Origin of the sequence: Nonomuraea sp. NPDC050680 (genome assembly GCF_040654555.1) — a bacterium.
GTDB lineage: Bacteria > Actinomycetota > Actinomycetes > Streptosporangiales > Streptosporangiaceae > Nonomuraea.
The window spans coordinates 13163-27736 of the sequence record NZ_JBFAIF010000022.1 but is presented as its reverse complement, the minus strand read 5'-3'; the positions used below and the strand labels follow the sequence as shown (position 1 = coordinate 27736).

Here is a 14574-nt window from a genome sequence, read left to right as displayed (position 1 = left end):
GCAGGCTCAACGCGAACACCGTCACTGGGGCTCAACGAAGCCGCCGTAGCCGCCGCGGAAGAACAGCAGCGGGCCGCCGTCCGCGTGCGTGTCGAGCTGGAGCACCCGGGCCACCACGATCACGTGGTCGCCCGCCATGTGCTCGGCCTCGACCGCGCAGTCGAGCCAGGCCAGGGTCCCTTCGAGCACCGGGTTGCCGCCGGGCGAGCCGGTCCACCGCAGCCCGGCGAACTTGTCGCCGCCCCGGCTCGCGAGCTGGGCGCAGACGTGCTGCTGGTGCTCGGCGAGCACGTTCACGGTGATGACCTTGGCGCCGCGCACCTTGGGCCAGCTCGTGCTCGTGTGCGCCACGCAGAACGCCACCAGCGGCGGGTCCAGCGACACCGAGGTGAAGGAGTTGGCCGCCAGGCCGCACGGCTCGCGGCTGGCCGGGTCGAGGGCGGTGATCGCCACCACGCCGGTGGCGAACCTGCCCAGCACCGACCTGAACCTCCGGCTGTCGAGCTGGCCGTTGCCGCTCTCGTGGGACTGGCCGTTCGGCATCGAGGCTCCGTTGAGAGTCCTGCGCTGGTACGGCACCGGGGGGCCGCCACAGCCGTCCGGCGTGATCAGCCGGGCAGCGTGTGTGCTCATGGTCTCCTCCTCATCGCCGTCTGCATCGTATCTTACCAAGCGCTTGCTTGGACGGTAGGCGTGCGACGGAAAAGGTGTCAAGCGAAATGCCGGGGCATACCCCCCGTTGACATATGTGGACGGTCCGATCTAGCGTTTCAGGATGGCCAAGCGCTTGCTTGAGTTCCGGGATCGTACGGCTGTGGTGGGCGTCGGATACACGCCCTTCACCAAGGACTCGGGGGTCAGCACGCTCACCCTGGCCTGCCGCGCCATCCTGGCCGCCCTCGACGACGCCGGCCTCGGCCCCGGCGACGTCGAGGGCCTCGCGACCCATCGCGTGGGCGACTCGGCGGCCCCGTCCCTGGTGGGACCCGCGCTCGGTCTGGCCGATCCAGCCTGGTACCTCGACCAGTTCGGCGGCGGCAGCGTCTCGCACGCGGTCGTGGCGCAGGCGGCGCTGGCCGTGGCGGCCGGCGTGGCGGAGACCGTCGTCTGCTACCGCGCGATCAACGCCCGGTCGGAGTTCCGCATGGGCGGCACCGGCCGGGGCCTTCCGGTGAGCCCCGAGGTGCAATATCAAGCGCCTTACGGCTATTTCGCGCCGCCCCAGCAATACGCGATGTACGCCCGCGCTCACATGCAGAAATATGGCACCAAGGCGGAGCATTTCGGGCAGCTGGCCGTCACTCAGCGGGCGAACGCCGTCAAGAATCCCCGCGCTCTCATGCGCACGCCCATCACTCTGGACGACTACCTGGACAGCAGATGGATCGCCGAGCCGTTCCGCCTGCTCGACTGCTGCCTGGAGACCGACGGCGCGTGCGCCCTGGTCATCACGACCGCCGACCGCGCCCGCTCCCTGCGCCGCCCGCCGGTGCTGATCTCCGGCGCGGCCTGGGGCGGTGGCGACTCGCACCTGTCCGGCGGCCGGGCCGACCCCACCACCACGGCCGCCGCCGCGCTGGCCCCGCGCCTGTACGCCCAGGCCGGACTCGGCCCGGCCGACATCGACGTGGCGCAGCTGTACGACTGCTTCACCTACTCGGTGATCGTCCAGTTGGAGGACTACGGCTTCTGCGCCAAGGGTGAGGGCGGCCCGTACGTCGCCTCGGGCGCCACGGCCCTCGACGGCGCGCTCCCGGTCAACACGCACGGCGGCTTCCTGTCGGAGGGCTACGTCCACGGCGTCAACCACATAGCGGAGGCCGTCTCCCAGTTGCGTGGGGACGCGGGCGACCGGCAGGTCGCGGGCGCCGAGGTGGCCCTGTCCACCGCCCAGCCCGGCTACATCCTGCCCGCCACCTCGGCCCTCCTGCTCAGAAGGGGCTGACCCCATGCCCGACCTCAGCGGAGGTTGATCCATGTCCGACCTCAGAAAGGGCGATCCATGTCCGACCGGTACGGCAGGCCGCCCCAAGGGGTACGGCCGACGCCTGATCGCGACTCCAAGGACTGGTGGGCCCGGCTGGCCGGTCATGAGTTCGCGGTCCAGCGCTGCGACACCTGCCACACGGCCCGCTTCCCGCCCAGGGCCTTCTGCCCGGCCTGCCGTACCGAGGACTGGCGCTGGGAGGCCGTCGAGCCGGCGGGCACGGTGGAGAGCTGGATCGTCAACCGCCGGCCGTTCATGCCCGGAGCGAGCGAGCCGTACGTCGTGGTCCTGGTCCGGCTCGCCGCCGTGCCCGGCTGCCTGATCCACGGCGGGTGGGACGGCTATCGCGAGCCCGAGTACGGTCAGGCGGTCGAAGGGGTGTATGCGGACATGGGCGATGACCTGGCACTGCTCAATTGGCGGCCGACTGCGTGGCACGCATCCCCGTGAAATCCTTCGCGGCGCCACCAAGTCGGGAACGATAGGTACTAATGGACCTGAAAGGCCAATCCCGGTCCGGCCGCCTGATCCCTGCGGCCGGCCACGCCTACCTGACTCTTGGGCGGGGCGCTACCGGGGCGGTCTATGGCGCGGGTACGACTTGGCAAGAAAAATGGTGGTAAAAGGCGCGAAGTGCCGTAAATCATGAGAAAAAGGAGGAACGCGCGCCCTGGCGGGCGTGGGGGACCCGCCAGGACGCGCTTCCTGCCCCGTGTGCGGCGACGCCAGGACTCCGGCGAGGGATGGAGTCCTAGGTCGAGTGTTCGCACACGGAGTTCGTGGGGGAGCGACCCTCTTGCGAGGACTCCGGATGTCGGTAGTGGTCTGCGATGCGTTGGGCCGCACCGAGGGGGTCATCGATGGGATGTGAGACGGTGGCGCCCTCCTCATTCCAGATGAAGGAACCGTCTTTGCTCCACACAGTTACCTCGGTCAACACGGATAAAACGGACATGCCACTGCCGTTGCTCTGATAGGTGTGGCTGAGTCTCTCGCGAGGCAACGCGTAACGCAGTAAACGTGTTGCTTCACAAGGGTCATGCCAGGGCAGGTATGGCGTACCCGCGTGGACCGGTAACACCGGCCCTCACCCCCTCACCGGCCTTTCGATGGATTTGTACCAACGATTGGATGATGCGGCTGTCAATGGCCATCGGTCAAGGGGTTGTGGCCTGTTAGAACCAGATCGTCTAAATTGTTGGAACAAAAGGGGTGAAAGTGGCAAGGTCGGTCCTGTACCAGCTGGTGGCCTCAGAGCTGAGGAGAGCCATCTACTCCGGTGTACTCGGCCCCGGGGCGCAGCTGCCGACCGAGGCGCAGCTCATGGAAGACCATGGGGTGAGCCGCAACACCGTCCGACTCGCCCTAGGGGAGCTGGTCAACGAAGGGTTGGTCACGCGAACCCCGCGACGTGGCACGGTCGTCCGGGACCGCCGGCCGCTGCTGATCTACCCGCAGCGAGAGCTGGAGCCGCAACCGTCCGGCGAGCTGCGAGAGGCGTTCGCCTTCGCCGTGACGCAGGAAGGTCGTGCCCCCAGCCAGTACATAGAGGTCTTGACCGTCTCCCCGGTCGAGGAGATCGCCAGCCGACTCGAGCTGGCCGAAGGCGAACTGGCCGTCGTCCGACGGCGTCTGCGGTTCGTCGACGGGCAGCCGTACAACACCAACGATTCCTATTATCCACGTGACCTGGTGGCCAGCACGGAGATCGCCCGGCCGGGCGACATTCCGCGGGGGGCGAACCGGGTCCTGGAAGAGCTCGGTCACGAGCAGGTGCGGGTGGTGGATGACATCTGGGCGCGGATGCCCAACCAGGAAGAAGTCGAGCGTCTCCAGTTGGAGCTCGGCACACCGGTCGTGGTCTACGTCCGCGTTGGTTATGACAACGGCGACATGCCAGTGCGTGTCGCGGTGTCGGTGCTCCCCGCCGACAAGCACTTGATCAGATACGAGCTCGATCGCCGCTGAGCGAGCTCGGTTGGGGGTGATCCCACCGGCCGCCTAAGACGAGCCTCCCGCCTCGCTGGGCAGAGGGAGTCCTGCGCACTCCCTTCATGCGCGATTTCTCGATAGATATCGCCTCAAACCCCCCATGCGACCCAGCGCGCGCTCCAACCATTACGTTCTGTGGCTGCATGGACACCCGATGTAATGAAGGGCTGAACCGTGCTTTCCAACACACTGCTCCACCCGCTCGCTCTCCGCCGGGCCGACGCCTCCGATCTCCCGGGCGTCCTGACCCTGCTCGCCGACACGGCCGAATGGCTGTACTCCCAGGGCGTGCGGCAGTGGCCGCGCGGCGGCTTCGGGCCCGAGCGGATCGAGCCCCTCATCGCCGAGCGGGTGCTCTACCTCGTGGACGACGAGCTCCGATACCTCGAACTGGACGACGAGGCCCCGCCTGTCGCCACGATCGCCCTCGACGACCACGCCGACCCGGAGTTCTGGCGCCGCTCCGACGACCCGGGCTCCGCCATGTACGTGCACAAGCTCGCCGTCGCCCGGCCCTGGGCGGGCTTCGGCCTCGGAGACGCCCTGCTGGACTGGGCGGGCTCCGCGGCGTACGCCTCCGGGCTGCGCAGGCTCCGGCTCGACTGCGCCAAGAACAACCCGCGGCTGCAGGAGTACTACCGGCGCCGCGGCTTCCGGCACGTGCGGACGGTCGATCTGCCGCACCGCTCCTCGGGCGCCCTCTTCGAGCGGCCCGCTGAGGAGGCCGTCACGACGGCCTTCCGCGACCTCACCGTCGCCGAGCTGATCGGCGTCTGACGCCCTGATCGGCCGTGGCCGGTACGGCCGTGCCCTGCTCCCCGGTAGGGCACGGCCCGAAGCCGCGTTCCCGCCCAGGTCACCTGGTGCTTTCCGGCACAAATGGACACAGCACCATATAACCTCTCCAGCATGACCGGATCCCTCCTAGAGGTGATCGCGCTGAACGTGCGCGACGCCGTGGCCGCTGAGCAGGGTGGAGCCGACCGTCTGGAGGTCGTCGCCGACATGGGTGCCGACGGGCTCACTCCCGCTCCGGAGACGGTCGCCGCGATCGCCGCGGAGTGCCCGCTGCCCCAGATGGTGATGCTGCGTCGCGCGGCGAACTTCACCGCCGACGCCGAGGTGCTCGAGCGGCTCCGTCTCGACGTCAAGGCGCTGGCTCAGGCGGGCGCCGCGGGGTTCGTGTTCGGTTTCCTCGATGAGGCGGGCGTCGTGGACCTGGCGGCCACCGAGGCGCTGATCCACGCGGTGTCGCCGCTGCCGTGGACCTTCCACCGGGCCGTCGACCACGCGGCGGACGTACAGGCCTCGTGGCGGGCGGTGCGGTTGCTGCCCAACCTGGCCACGGTGCTCACGGCGGGCTCACCCGCCGGTGTGCGGTTCGGGCTGCCGCTGCTCAAGAGCCGGGCGGACGCGGGTGACGGCTCGATCATCCTGGCGGGCGGCGGGCTCAAACCGGCCTACGTGCCGTCGTTGCTGGACTACGGCATCCGCGCGTTCCACGTGGGCTCGGCCGTACGGGAGAGCTGGTCGCTGCCGGTCGACCAGCGCCGCGTCCGTCAGTGGCGCAGCCTGGTCGACCGCGACTGATCCCTAGGGCCGCCGAGCGGCCTCAGCCCGAGCGGCCTCAGCCCGAGCGGCCTCAGCCCGAGCGGCCTCAGCCCGAGCGGCCTCAGCCCGAGCGGCCTCAGCCCGAGTGGCCTGGGAGCGCGAGTGCCGCGTCGGCGCGGTGGAGCGCGGCGACCAGGGTCTTGATCGTGGCGGGCTCGTCCATGACGCCGCCCCCGGCCGCGCGCCGTTCCTCCCAGGCCCGCACCCGGTCGCGGTAGGAGTCGTAGCGCGCCAGGTGGAAGGCATAGACCGTGGCGAACCGGCTTACCAGGTGTGCGGGGTGCATGTCCCAGCCCTGGTAGAAGCCGTGTCCCAGCGAGTGCCTGACGAGCTCGGCGTGCCGCCGCCACAGCGCGTACACGTCCTCGGCCGACCCGGAGGCGGGAGCGGCGGCCAGCGAGCCGTCGGAGAGCTCGACCCCCGTGCCCGCGAACGCCGTCCGCATCACGTGCCGGGCGTGGTCGCAGGCCGGATGGTCGAGCCGCTGCTCGTGCGGCGGCAGCCCGAGCGCGGCCGTGTAGTCGAACACCCCGAAGTGCGCGGCCGCCAGCCGCCCCCCGAACGACTCGGCCAGCTCACCGCGCAGGAACAGCACGGTCTGCGGCGCCTCGACCTGGATCTCGAACCGCAGCCGGACGTCCAGCTCCCGTTCGAGCCGCTCCAGGAAGCCGCAGAACTGTCCCAGATACGACTCCATCAGCACCTTCGGAAAAGTGACCACGAACCCCGGGGGCAACTCGCCCACCCGTTCGACGATGCCGGTGACGAACCCGTCGAGCGTCCGCACCGACCGTCCGGGATCCCCGTCGGCGAACGACTTGACCCGCAGCCCCCACCGGCGCGGCAGCGCTCCGGCCGCCCGCATCGCGGCCACGGCCACGACGGCCTGCTCGACGTGGCCGTCCTCGTCGCCGGGTCGTACGCCGTACCCGTCCTCGAAGTCGATCCGCAGGTCCTCGATCGGCTCGCGGGCGAGCTTGCGCAGCACCCTCTCGTGTACGTCCCGCGCCGGCGCCGCAGGCAGCCCGAACAGGCCGGCCAGCTCGTCCGGGCCGCTCAGATGCTCCTTGACCAGGCCGAGCGCCTGCGCGCCCCACCCCGCGACCGTGCTCGGCGACACCCGGTCGGCCGGGACGTAGACGGTGTGCACGGGCTGCCAGTCCGGCTGCCAACCCGGCTCGGCGGCCGGATAGCGGGCCCGCTGGACCCGGTGGGCCTCGGCGAACCCGGGCAGGGATTGATCTGTCACGGTGACACGCATGCCGTCAGGGCCGGCAGGCCCGCAGCATGGCCTCCAGGCCGGCGAGCTTGACCCGCTCGCCGCGGCCCAGCGACTTGGCCAGGGCGCCTTCCGCCGCCTCGATGGCCAGCCACTCGTCGTAGGTCACCGGCCGTACGCCTCTTTCGTCCAGCAGCGCGTCGATGGGCGCCGACCGCGGCCGATCGTGGCCGGCCAGGTCGGACAGGAGCGTACGGACCGTCTCCGCCGCGTCCGACTTGTTGGTGCCGATCACGCCGGTGGGGCCGCGCTTGAGCCAGCCCGCCACGTACTCGCGCTCACGGATCCGGCCGGCCTCGTTGGGCACGGTCATCGACCGCTCGTCGAACGGCACCCCCGGCAGCGGGACGCTCTGGTATCCGACCGAGCGCAGCACCATGCCGACCGGGATCGTCTCGAACTCGCCCGTGCCCACCACCCGGCCCTCCTCCGACAGCCGGGTGCGTTCGAGCCTGAGCCCCTCCACCCGGTCGGTGCCGAGGATCTCCACCGGGCGCAGCCAGAAGCGCACATCGAGGCGGCGCGGGCGGCCGACGGGGGCGCGGGCCGCCCAGGACCGCAGGACGTCGATGTTGCCGCGGATCTGCCGGGGGAAGTCGCCGCCCAGCACCACGGCCTCGTCCTCGCGCACGCAGACGTCGGCGTTCGCCAGCTCGCCGAGCTCGCGCAGCTCCTTCAGCGTGAACTTGGCGTGCTCAGGACCCCGGCGGCCGATCATGTGGATCGCCTTGACCTGGCTCTCCCCGAGACGTTCGAGCACGTCGTGCGGTACGTCCGTGGAGCTGAGCTCCTCGGCGGTCTTGGCCAGGACGCGGACCACGTCGACGGCCACGTTCCCGACGCCGATGACCGCGATCTCGGGGCTGTCGAGGGTGAACATGGAGGCGGAGACGTCGGGGTGGCCGCAGTACCAGTTGACGAAGTCGGTGGCGGCCACGCTGCCCGGCAGGTCCTCGCCCGGGATGCCGAGCTTCCTGTCGACCATCGCGCCCGTGGCGTAGACGACCGCGTCGTAGCTGCCCAGCAGGTCCTCGACGGACAGGTGTTCGCCGAGTGTGACGCCGCCGAGGAAGCGGACCTCGGGTAGTTCGAGCACCCGGCGCAGGTAGTTGGCGATCGACTTGATCGACGTGTGGTCGGGCGCGACGCCGTAGCGGACGAGCCCGTAGGGCGTGGGCAGCCGCTCGACGACGTCCACCTGGACGTCCTCCTGCGCCTGTTTGACCAGGGCCTCGGCCGTGTAGATACCGGCAGGGCCCGACCCGATGACCGCCACGCGCAACGTCACGCTGCCTCCTCTATGTGGGCGATTCTGTTACACGGGGCATGCGTCCCACCAGTACAACTCGGCACTGTGATCGATGTATCCCCGATCGCCGGTACGAATGAACCCATCTTTCGCGAATGGGGCGGCAGCGCCTTCAGGAGGCGGACGCGCGGGCGCGGAGGGCCATCTTGTCGATCTTGCCGTTGGCGTTGGCCGGCAGAGCTTCGACCACGATGACCCGCTTCGGCACCTTGTAGTTGGACATGTTGTCCTTCGCCCAGGCGAGCAGCGTGCCCGGATCGACCGTCATCCCCGGTCTGGGCACCACGTACGCCCAACCGGCCTCGCCGGAGACCGGATCGGGCACGCCGATCACGGCCGCCTGCGCCAGCGAGCCCGCGCGTAACAGCAGCGACTCCACCTCGGCGGGCGAGACGTTGAAGCCGTTGACGATGTAGAGCTCCTTCTTGCGGTCCACGATGGCCAGATTGCCCGCCGGGTCGAGCACGCCGATGTCGCCCGTGTGCAGCCAGCCGTCCCGATCGACCACCTCGGCGGTCTTGCCGGGTTCGCCCCAGTAGCCGCGCATGACCCCGTACCCGCGCTGCAGGATCTCCCCGCGCTCCCCGGCGGCCACCTCCTTGCCGTCGTCGTCGACGATCCGCACCTCGATGCCCGGCACCGCCCGGCCGGTCGTCGCGGCGATGACCTCGATCGGGTCACCGGCCCTGGTCATGGAGACGACCGTGCCCTCCATCAGGCCGTAGGCGTTGATCATCCGCTCCAGCCCCACCCGTTCGACCAGGCGGGTGATCAGCGCGGCGGGCACGGCGGCGGCGCCGCAGATGGCCACGCGCAGCGACGAGACGTCCCAGTCGGCGCGGTCCAGCTCGTCGAGCAGCCGGTGGAACAGCGTGGGCGGGCCCGCCAGGATGCTCACCCGGCCGGCCGAGATCAGGGACATCAGGGCGTCGGGAGTGAAGATCCTGATCGGCATCATGGTCGCCCGGCGGAGCACACAGGCGATCAGCCCGGCGTTGAGGCCGAAGCCGTGGCTGAACGGGGCGATCACCGGATAGCGGTCGTGCTCGTCCAGGGTGACGATCTCGGACCAGTCCCAGTAGCCGCGCAGGACCTGGGCATGGTCCAGCATCACGCCCTTGGGGGTGCCGGTGGTGCCCGAGGTGGACATGATCTCGCACAGATCGCCGGGCCGTACGGCCAGCGCCCGCTCCTCGACGCCCGGCGGCTCCGCCTCGACGCCCGGCGGCTCCATGAGACGTGGGCCGGGGCCCAGGACGTGGCGCGGGGTGGCGCCCGGCGGCAGGAGATCGGCGAGTACCACTCCGGGCGGGCCCTCGCCCGTGATGAGCACCTCGGCGCCGGTCTTCTCGATCATCGCCGCCGCCTCCAGGCCCTTGGCGCGCGAGGAGAGCGGCACGATCACCGCACCGGCGTCCCAGATGCCGAAGGCGTGCCTCACCCAGTACGGGTCGTTCACGCCCCACAGGGCCACCCGGTCGCCCGGCCGGACGCCGAGCTCGATCAGCTCGTGCGCCACCCGGGCGGCTCCGGCGCGGAGCTCCGCCATGGTGACGCGCGTGTCGCCGTCGACGATCACCACCGTGCCCGGGTGGCGGTCCGCCTGGTCACGGAGCATGCGGGGGAGCGTTCCCCAGTCCGGCATCGGTCCCATCGGTTCGCGCCTCCTGCTCCACAGGCCGAGCGCCCGGCTGTCGTACAGACCTCGGCTCTCGTACGGACCCTGGACGGGCGGGCGGGCGGCTACACGATGAGCGCCCGGTCGCGGCCCAGGTGGTGGCCGCGCAGGTCGATCAGCACGCCGGGGCTCGGCGCCTCGGCGACCTCCGGCGCGATCTCCACGCCGAGCGAGATCGGGGTGAGCCCCTGGATCGCCTGCTGGATCCGGTTGCGCCACATCGGGTTGCGCACGAGACTCTCCCGCCCGAACGTGACGGTGAGCACCGCCGCGTCGAGCGTGCCCTGCCTGCTGATCGCCAGCTCCCACCTGGACACGCCGTCGATCTTGGCCAGGGCCTTGTCGACACGCGGCAGTGACAGCCACACGCCCCGTACCAGCACGTACTCGCCGACCGTGTGGACGGGAGCGGGCAGTTCGGGGTCGGCCGCGGGCGAGTCGGTGCGCACCACCTGGCCCGTACGCAGGACGGCGTCGCCGAGCGCCGAGTGGCCGTGGGGCGTGATCACCAGCTCGGCCACGCCTGACGGCTCCGACGGCCGCAGCACGTCCTTGGTCAGCGAGGCCAGGTGCAGCAGGCCGTCCGCCAGCGGGGTGAGCGGGTCGTTCTCCGCCGACCGCCAGGCCAGGGCGCCGCCGCCGAACGGGTCGGCGTACACCTCGGTCACGTGGGCGTCGAACTCGCCCGCCAGATGGCTGAGCGTCCGCTTCGAGGCGATCTCCCCGGTCAGGACGATGTGCCGCAGCCCCAGGTCAAGGGGGTCCAGCAGGAACTCCAGGTGCAGCCTGGCCAGCAGGTCCATCGCGCCCGTAGGGGTGGCGACCAGCGTGGTGGCTCCCAGGGCGGACAGCGTGTGGATCAACCGCATGCGGCCTCGCGGGCCCACCGAGGCGGCCGCCGACGCCACATCCGCCGCGGCGGTGGCCCAGAGCGCGCCCGCCGGTTCGGCCAGCGCCACCACCACCCGGTCGCGGTCGCCCACGCCCGCCGCCCGCAGCGCCGCCCCGGTCAGCTCCTCCGCCGCCGCGCGGTCGCCGGGCCCCAGCGGGAAGGCGCTGGAGGCGTCGGGCGCGACCTGCAGCAGCCCCGTCGCGGACCGCGCGCCCGCGCGGAGGTCGTCCCGCGTCAGCCACCGCGCGGCGGCGGCCTCCGCCGACGCGTCCCGGCCGCTCACGGCGCCGGTCACGGGGTCGGTCACGGGGTCGGAGCCGGAACCGGTCACGGGGCCGGGGCCGGTCACGGAGCCGGTGTCCGGGCTGGTCACTTGGTCACCTCGGTCATGAACAGCTTCATCGCCTCGCAGACCCGTTCGTGCGCCAGCCCGCCCACCTGCGCCTGGATGATCAGATCCGTCGCCCCGGCCTCGGCGATCCTGGCCAGGGCCTTGCGCGAACCCGCCACGTCGTCCACCACGACCATCAGGTGCTCCCGCAGCGTCGCCATCGCCTCCTCGGGCGGCATCCCGGCCGCGAGCTGGCCGAGGACGCGATGGGTGGCGTGCCGGGCGTCGTAGTAGTCCGGCGGGGTGACGAGGTTGACCTGCCGGCGGATGTACCAGAGGACGGCGTCGGCGGCCGTCTCGTTGGCCTGGTCGCGGGTGGGCGCGACGAACCAGGGGATCATCAGCGCGACCCGGCGGGAGGCGGGGTCGAACCCGGCGGCGGCCAGGCGCTCGCGGTATTGGGCGATGTCGGCGGCCACGTCGTCGATGCCCTTGACCATGGTCATGCCGAGCAGGTTGTAGCCGTGGTCGGCCGCCGCCAGATAGCCCTCCAGCGATGTCGAGGCCACCCAGACCGGCGGATGCGGCTGTTGCACGGGGCGCGGGTAGACCGCCACGTCCGGGATCTCGAAGAACTCGTTCGAGCGGCTGACCGGCTCCCCGTCGGCCCGCCAGATGGCCAGCGTCGTGTCCAGCGAGTCCTCCCAGATCTGCCGGGACTTCTCGAAAGGCCGCTGGAAGGCCTGGTACTCCAGAGGGGAGGCCCCCCGCCCGGTGCCGAACTCCACCCGGCCGCCGCTCAGCACGTCGAGGGTGGCGACGCGCTCCGCCGTGCGGATCGGCGACTGGAACGGCAGCAGCACCACGCCCAGCCCGAGATGGATGCGTTCGGTCCGCTGGGAGATCGCGGCCAGCACGAGATCGGGCGCGGAGGAGTGGGAGAACCCCCGCGTGAAGTGGTGCTCGACGAACCAGGCGGTGTCGAAGCCGAGCCGGTCACCGAGCACGACCTGGTCGATCACGTTCTGGAACGCCTGTTGCTCGACCTCGCGGGAGCGGCCGCGCACCTCCAGCTCGTAGCCCAGGCTGATCCGTAGGGACGTCATCGCGCCTCCGGCGAAAGTAGTGAAACAAGCGCTCGCTTGGTAGAGACTACCAGCACCAAAGACTTGCGGGAAGGGCGCGTTCGCGATCAGAGTGATGCACGTGAGGCGAAAGCACGCGCTAAGGCGGCCGAAAGATGGCACGCTCCCCGATATGCGGGCCGATGACTTCTCGCTCACGAGCGGGCGCACCTACGAGGCGTTCGGCCGGGTGATGGCCGCGCTCGCGACCGAGGCCGAGTTCATCGAGTCCTGCCGGGATCTGACCTGGTGGCGGGGCGCCGACCACAGCTGGCACATCGAGTGGCGTGACGGCCCGTACGCCTCCGAGGTGGCGGCGCTGCTGGCCGAGCAGGTGCGCGCTCCCGCCTACGAGGACGAGCTCGGCACGCCCGATGGGCCGGGCGACAGCCGGTCGGCGGTGCTCGAGGTGATGGGTGTCCGCTTCGAACTGCGGGCCATCGATCCGCTGGGCCGTGAGCGCGTACGCGACAAGCCGGGCTTCTGGCGGCTGGCCGAGGCGCTCGACACCACCCGCGCCACCAACGCTCCGCGCCCCTGGGAAACGCTACTGGGCGGTTAGCCGGGCCTGGGACCTGGCCTGAAAGACGTGCGCGCCCAGCCGCTCGCGGTGCGCCTGCGGCGGTCCGAAGAGCTGGGCGTCGGAGGTGGCCCGCTTGAGGTAGCGGTGGGCCGGATGTTCCCAGGTCACGCCGATCCCGCCGTGGACCTGGATGTTCTCGCCCGCCGCCGTGAGATACGCCTCGGTGCAGTAGGACCCGGCGATCGCCGCGAGGGCCTCTGACTCGGCCGCCGCCAGCGCCGCCGACCTGGCCGACTCCACGAGCAGCAGCAGGTCGGCCAGCTTGTGCTTGATGGCCTGGAAGGAGCCGATCGGCCTGCCGAACTGGTGGCGCAGCTGCGCATGCGCCGTGGCCATCTCCAGGCAGCGCTCGGCCCCGCCCACCTGCTCGGCCGCCAGCGCCGCGACACCGAGGTCGCGCACCCGGCTCCACGCCGCGCCGTCGCCCGCCGGCCGCGCCGGGACGTGGTCGAAGGTCAGCTCGGCCAGCGGCCGGCTCTCGTCCATGGTCGTGTACGCCACGCGCCGCGTCGGCACCGCCTCGACCAGGAGCCCGTCCGTGTAGGCGAGCACCACGTCACCCTCCAGCGCGTACGTGACGACGCCCGTGAGCAGGCCGTCCCGGAGGGTCAGGTCGCCGTCGCCCGGCAGGACGACGGTCGCCGTCACCGAGCCGTCGGCCAGCGCGGGCAGCAGCCGGGCCATCGCCGCCTGGTCGCCGCCCGCCTTGAGCGCCTCGACGGCCAGGACGGCGCTCTGCAGGAAGGGGTACGGGGACAGGGTCCTGCCCAGCTCGCCCGCCACGACCGCGGTCTCGGCCGGGCCGCAGCCCGCTCCGCCGTACTCCTCGGGGACGGCGAGTCCCGCGGTGCCCAGGTCGCGCGCGAACGCCGCCCAGGGCGCGGCGGGGCGGTCGGCGAGATAGGCGCGGACGACGGAGCGCAGCTCGTCTGTGACGGTCACCGGGACAGTTTAACCAAGCGATTGCTTCGTTGCATTCGGTTGGCCTAAATTTGCCTTTTCTGGACGGCCACATAATCTGGTTGTGGTATTGCGACAAGCTTCGAAGGGAGGGTTGACCAGGCGATGGCCGTAAAGGAGAGCACGATCGACTACGCGGAGTTCGCCGCGTACGACCGTGGGCAGCGCTGCATCGAGCGCCATGTGCTGGGGGCCTTCCTCGGCGGAGTGGTCGTCGGGCTCGTGGGCATAGTCGCCGCCGGCCACGGCCCCCAATGGCTCGGCCGGCTCTATGACCCCTACATGTATCTGGGCCTGGCCCTGCTCGTCGGGGCGAGCGCGGCGGGCTTCGGGTGGGCGTTGCTCACCACGTTCCTGGCCTCCCTGTCCATGATCGTCGTGACTCTGGGCGGCAGCATGCTGCGCGGCGAGCCCGACATCGGCGGCGTGGGCGTCGGCGGCTCCGCGGCCGGGCTGAACTGGACACTCTGCCTGCTGGTCGGGCTGGGCCTGCTCGCCTACGTGACGAGGAGGTCGGATGGCTGGGGCGACCTGGCCGCGGGTCTCATCGGCGCCCTGCTGCTCGCCGACGTGGTCGACCGCGCGACGCCCGGCTTCATCCACAGCGACCCCGCGTTCTTGCCCGGTCCCGCGCCCGTGGTCGGCGCCCTGTCCGTCGTGCTGGTGCTCGTGCTGCGCCGCAGCGTGGCGGGCCGGGTGCGCGCGCTGGCGCTGGCGGCGATCCTTGTCGGCCTGTTCACGATCGGAGTGGCCGGTTCGCTGGGCGCCTGGGTGCCCGTCGCGGGATAAGGCCGCGCGGCGGGTCGCTCCGAGTCGATAGCCTGTAGT

14 protein-coding genes are annotated in these 14574 nt (G+C 71.0%); 7 read left to right on the top strand and 7 right to left on the bottom strand.

Annotated elements, in window-relative coordinates; translation table 11 throughout:
- Positions 1 to 21: 21 nt before the first annotated feature.
- On the bottom strand, positions 22 to 543 hold the full coding sequence (locus AB0H88_RS42870; protein WP_357654648.1) for a flavin reductase family protein: 522 nt from the start codon (positions 541 to 543) through the stop codon (positions 22 to 24).
- Between the two features lie 232 nt (positions 544 to 775).
- Here AB0H88_RS42870 and AB0H88_RS42865 point away from each other — a divergent pair, with 232 nt between their 5' ends.
- The 5 genes from AB0H88_RS42865 (at position 776) to AB0H88_RS42845 (ending at position 5569) form a co-directional block, all read left to right on the top strand.
- On the top strand, positions 776 to 1945 hold the full coding sequence (locus tag AB0H88_RS42865) for an acetyl-CoA acetyltransferase (RefSeq protein WP_357654457.1): 1170 nt from the start codon (positions 776 to 778) through the stop codon (positions 1943 to 1945).
- Positions 1946 to 2002: 57 nt separating this feature from the next.
- On the top strand, positions 2003 to 2437 hold the full coding sequence (locus tag AB0H88_RS42860) for a zinc ribbon domain-containing protein (RefSeq protein ID WP_357654455.1): 435 nt from the start codon (positions 2003 to 2005) through the stop codon (positions 2435 to 2437).
- Between the two features lie 768 nt (positions 2438 to 3205).
- Positions 3206 to 3955 carry a GntR family transcriptional regulator gene (locus AB0H88_RS42855; protein ID WP_357654453.1) on the top strand — a complete coding sequence of 250 codons (750 nt, stop codon included), beginning with the start codon at positions 3206 to 3208 and terminating at the stop codon, positions 3953 to 3955.
- Between the two features lie 198 nt (positions 3956 to 4153).
- On the top strand, positions 4154 to 4756 hold the full coding sequence (locus AB0H88_RS42850) for a GNAT family N-acetyltransferase (protein ID WP_357654451.1): 603 nt from the start codon (positions 4154 to 4156) through the stop codon (positions 4754 to 4756).
- A 132-nt stretch (positions 4757 to 4888) separates the two neighbouring features.
- Complete coding sequence (locus AB0H88_RS42845) at positions 4889 to 5569, top strand: copper homeostasis protein CutC (RefSeq protein ID WP_357654449.1); 681 nt, start codon at positions 4889 to 4891, stop codon at positions 5567 to 5569.
- Between the two features lie 97 nt (positions 5570 to 5666).
- On the opposite strand, the gene AB0H88_RS42840 is transcribed toward AB0H88_RS42845, so the two are convergent.
- The 5 genes from AB0H88_RS42840 to AB0H88_RS42820 all read right to left on the bottom strand — a co-directional run bounded on the left by AB0H88_RS42840 (position 5667) and on the right by AB0H88_RS42820 (position 12185).
- Positions 5667 to 6839 carry an aldolase gene (locus tag AB0H88_RS42840; protein ID WP_357654448.1) on the bottom strand — a complete coding sequence of 391 codons (1173 nt, stop codon included), beginning with the start codon at positions 6837 to 6839 and terminating at the stop codon, positions 5667 to 5669.
- Between the two features lie 16 nt (positions 6840 to 6855).
- Entirely contained in the window at positions 6856 to 8157 is a 1302-nt protein-coding gene (locus AB0H88_RS42835) for an FAD-dependent oxidoreductase (protein ID WP_357654446.1), read from the bottom strand.
- Between the two features lie 133 nt (positions 8158 to 8290).
- A complete protein-coding gene (locus AB0H88_RS42830; protein WP_357654444.1) occupies positions 8291 to 9796 on the bottom strand; it encodes an AMP-binding protein in 1506 nt (501 codons plus the stop codon).
- A 125-nt stretch (positions 9797 to 9921) separates the two neighbouring features.
- Positions 9922 to 11121, bottom strand: a complete 1200-nt coding sequence (locus AB0H88_RS42825; protein ID WP_357654442.1) for a hypothetical protein — start codon at positions 11119 to 11121, stop codon at positions 9922 to 9924.
- A complete protein-coding gene (locus AB0H88_RS42820; protein ID WP_357654440.1) occupies positions 11118 to 12185 on the bottom strand; it encodes an LLM class flavin-dependent oxidoreductase in 1068 nt (355 codons plus the stop codon). The genes AB0H88_RS42825 and AB0H88_RS42820 overlap by 4 nt, the downstream gene beginning before the upstream one ends.
- Before the next feature lie 151 nt (positions 12186 to 12336).
- Between AB0H88_RS42820 and AB0H88_RS42815 the strand changes: the two genes are divergently transcribed.
- Positions 12337 to 12765 (top strand): hypothetical protein, encoded by a 429-nt coding sequence (locus tag AB0H88_RS42815; protein ID WP_357654438.1) that lies wholly within the window; start codon positions 12337 to 12339, stop codon positions 12763 to 12765.
- Here the strand turns inward: AB0H88_RS42815 and AB0H88_RS42810 are convergent.
- Positions 12751 to 13728, bottom strand: a complete 978-nt coding sequence (locus AB0H88_RS42810) for an acyl-CoA dehydrogenase family protein (RefSeq protein WP_357654436.1) — start codon at positions 13726 to 13728, stop codon at positions 12751 to 12753. The genes AB0H88_RS42815 and AB0H88_RS42810 overlap by 15 nt on opposite strands.
- Before the next feature lie 123 nt (positions 13729 to 13851).
- Here AB0H88_RS42810 and AB0H88_RS42805 point away from each other — a divergent pair, with 123 nt between their 5' ends.
- Positions 13852 to 14535: a hypothetical protein gene (locus AB0H88_RS42805; protein WP_357654434.1), complete on the top strand. Its 684-nt coding sequence runs from the start codon at positions 13852 to 13854 to the stop codon at positions 14533 to 14535.
- Positions 14536 to 14574 lie beyond the last annotated feature (39 nt).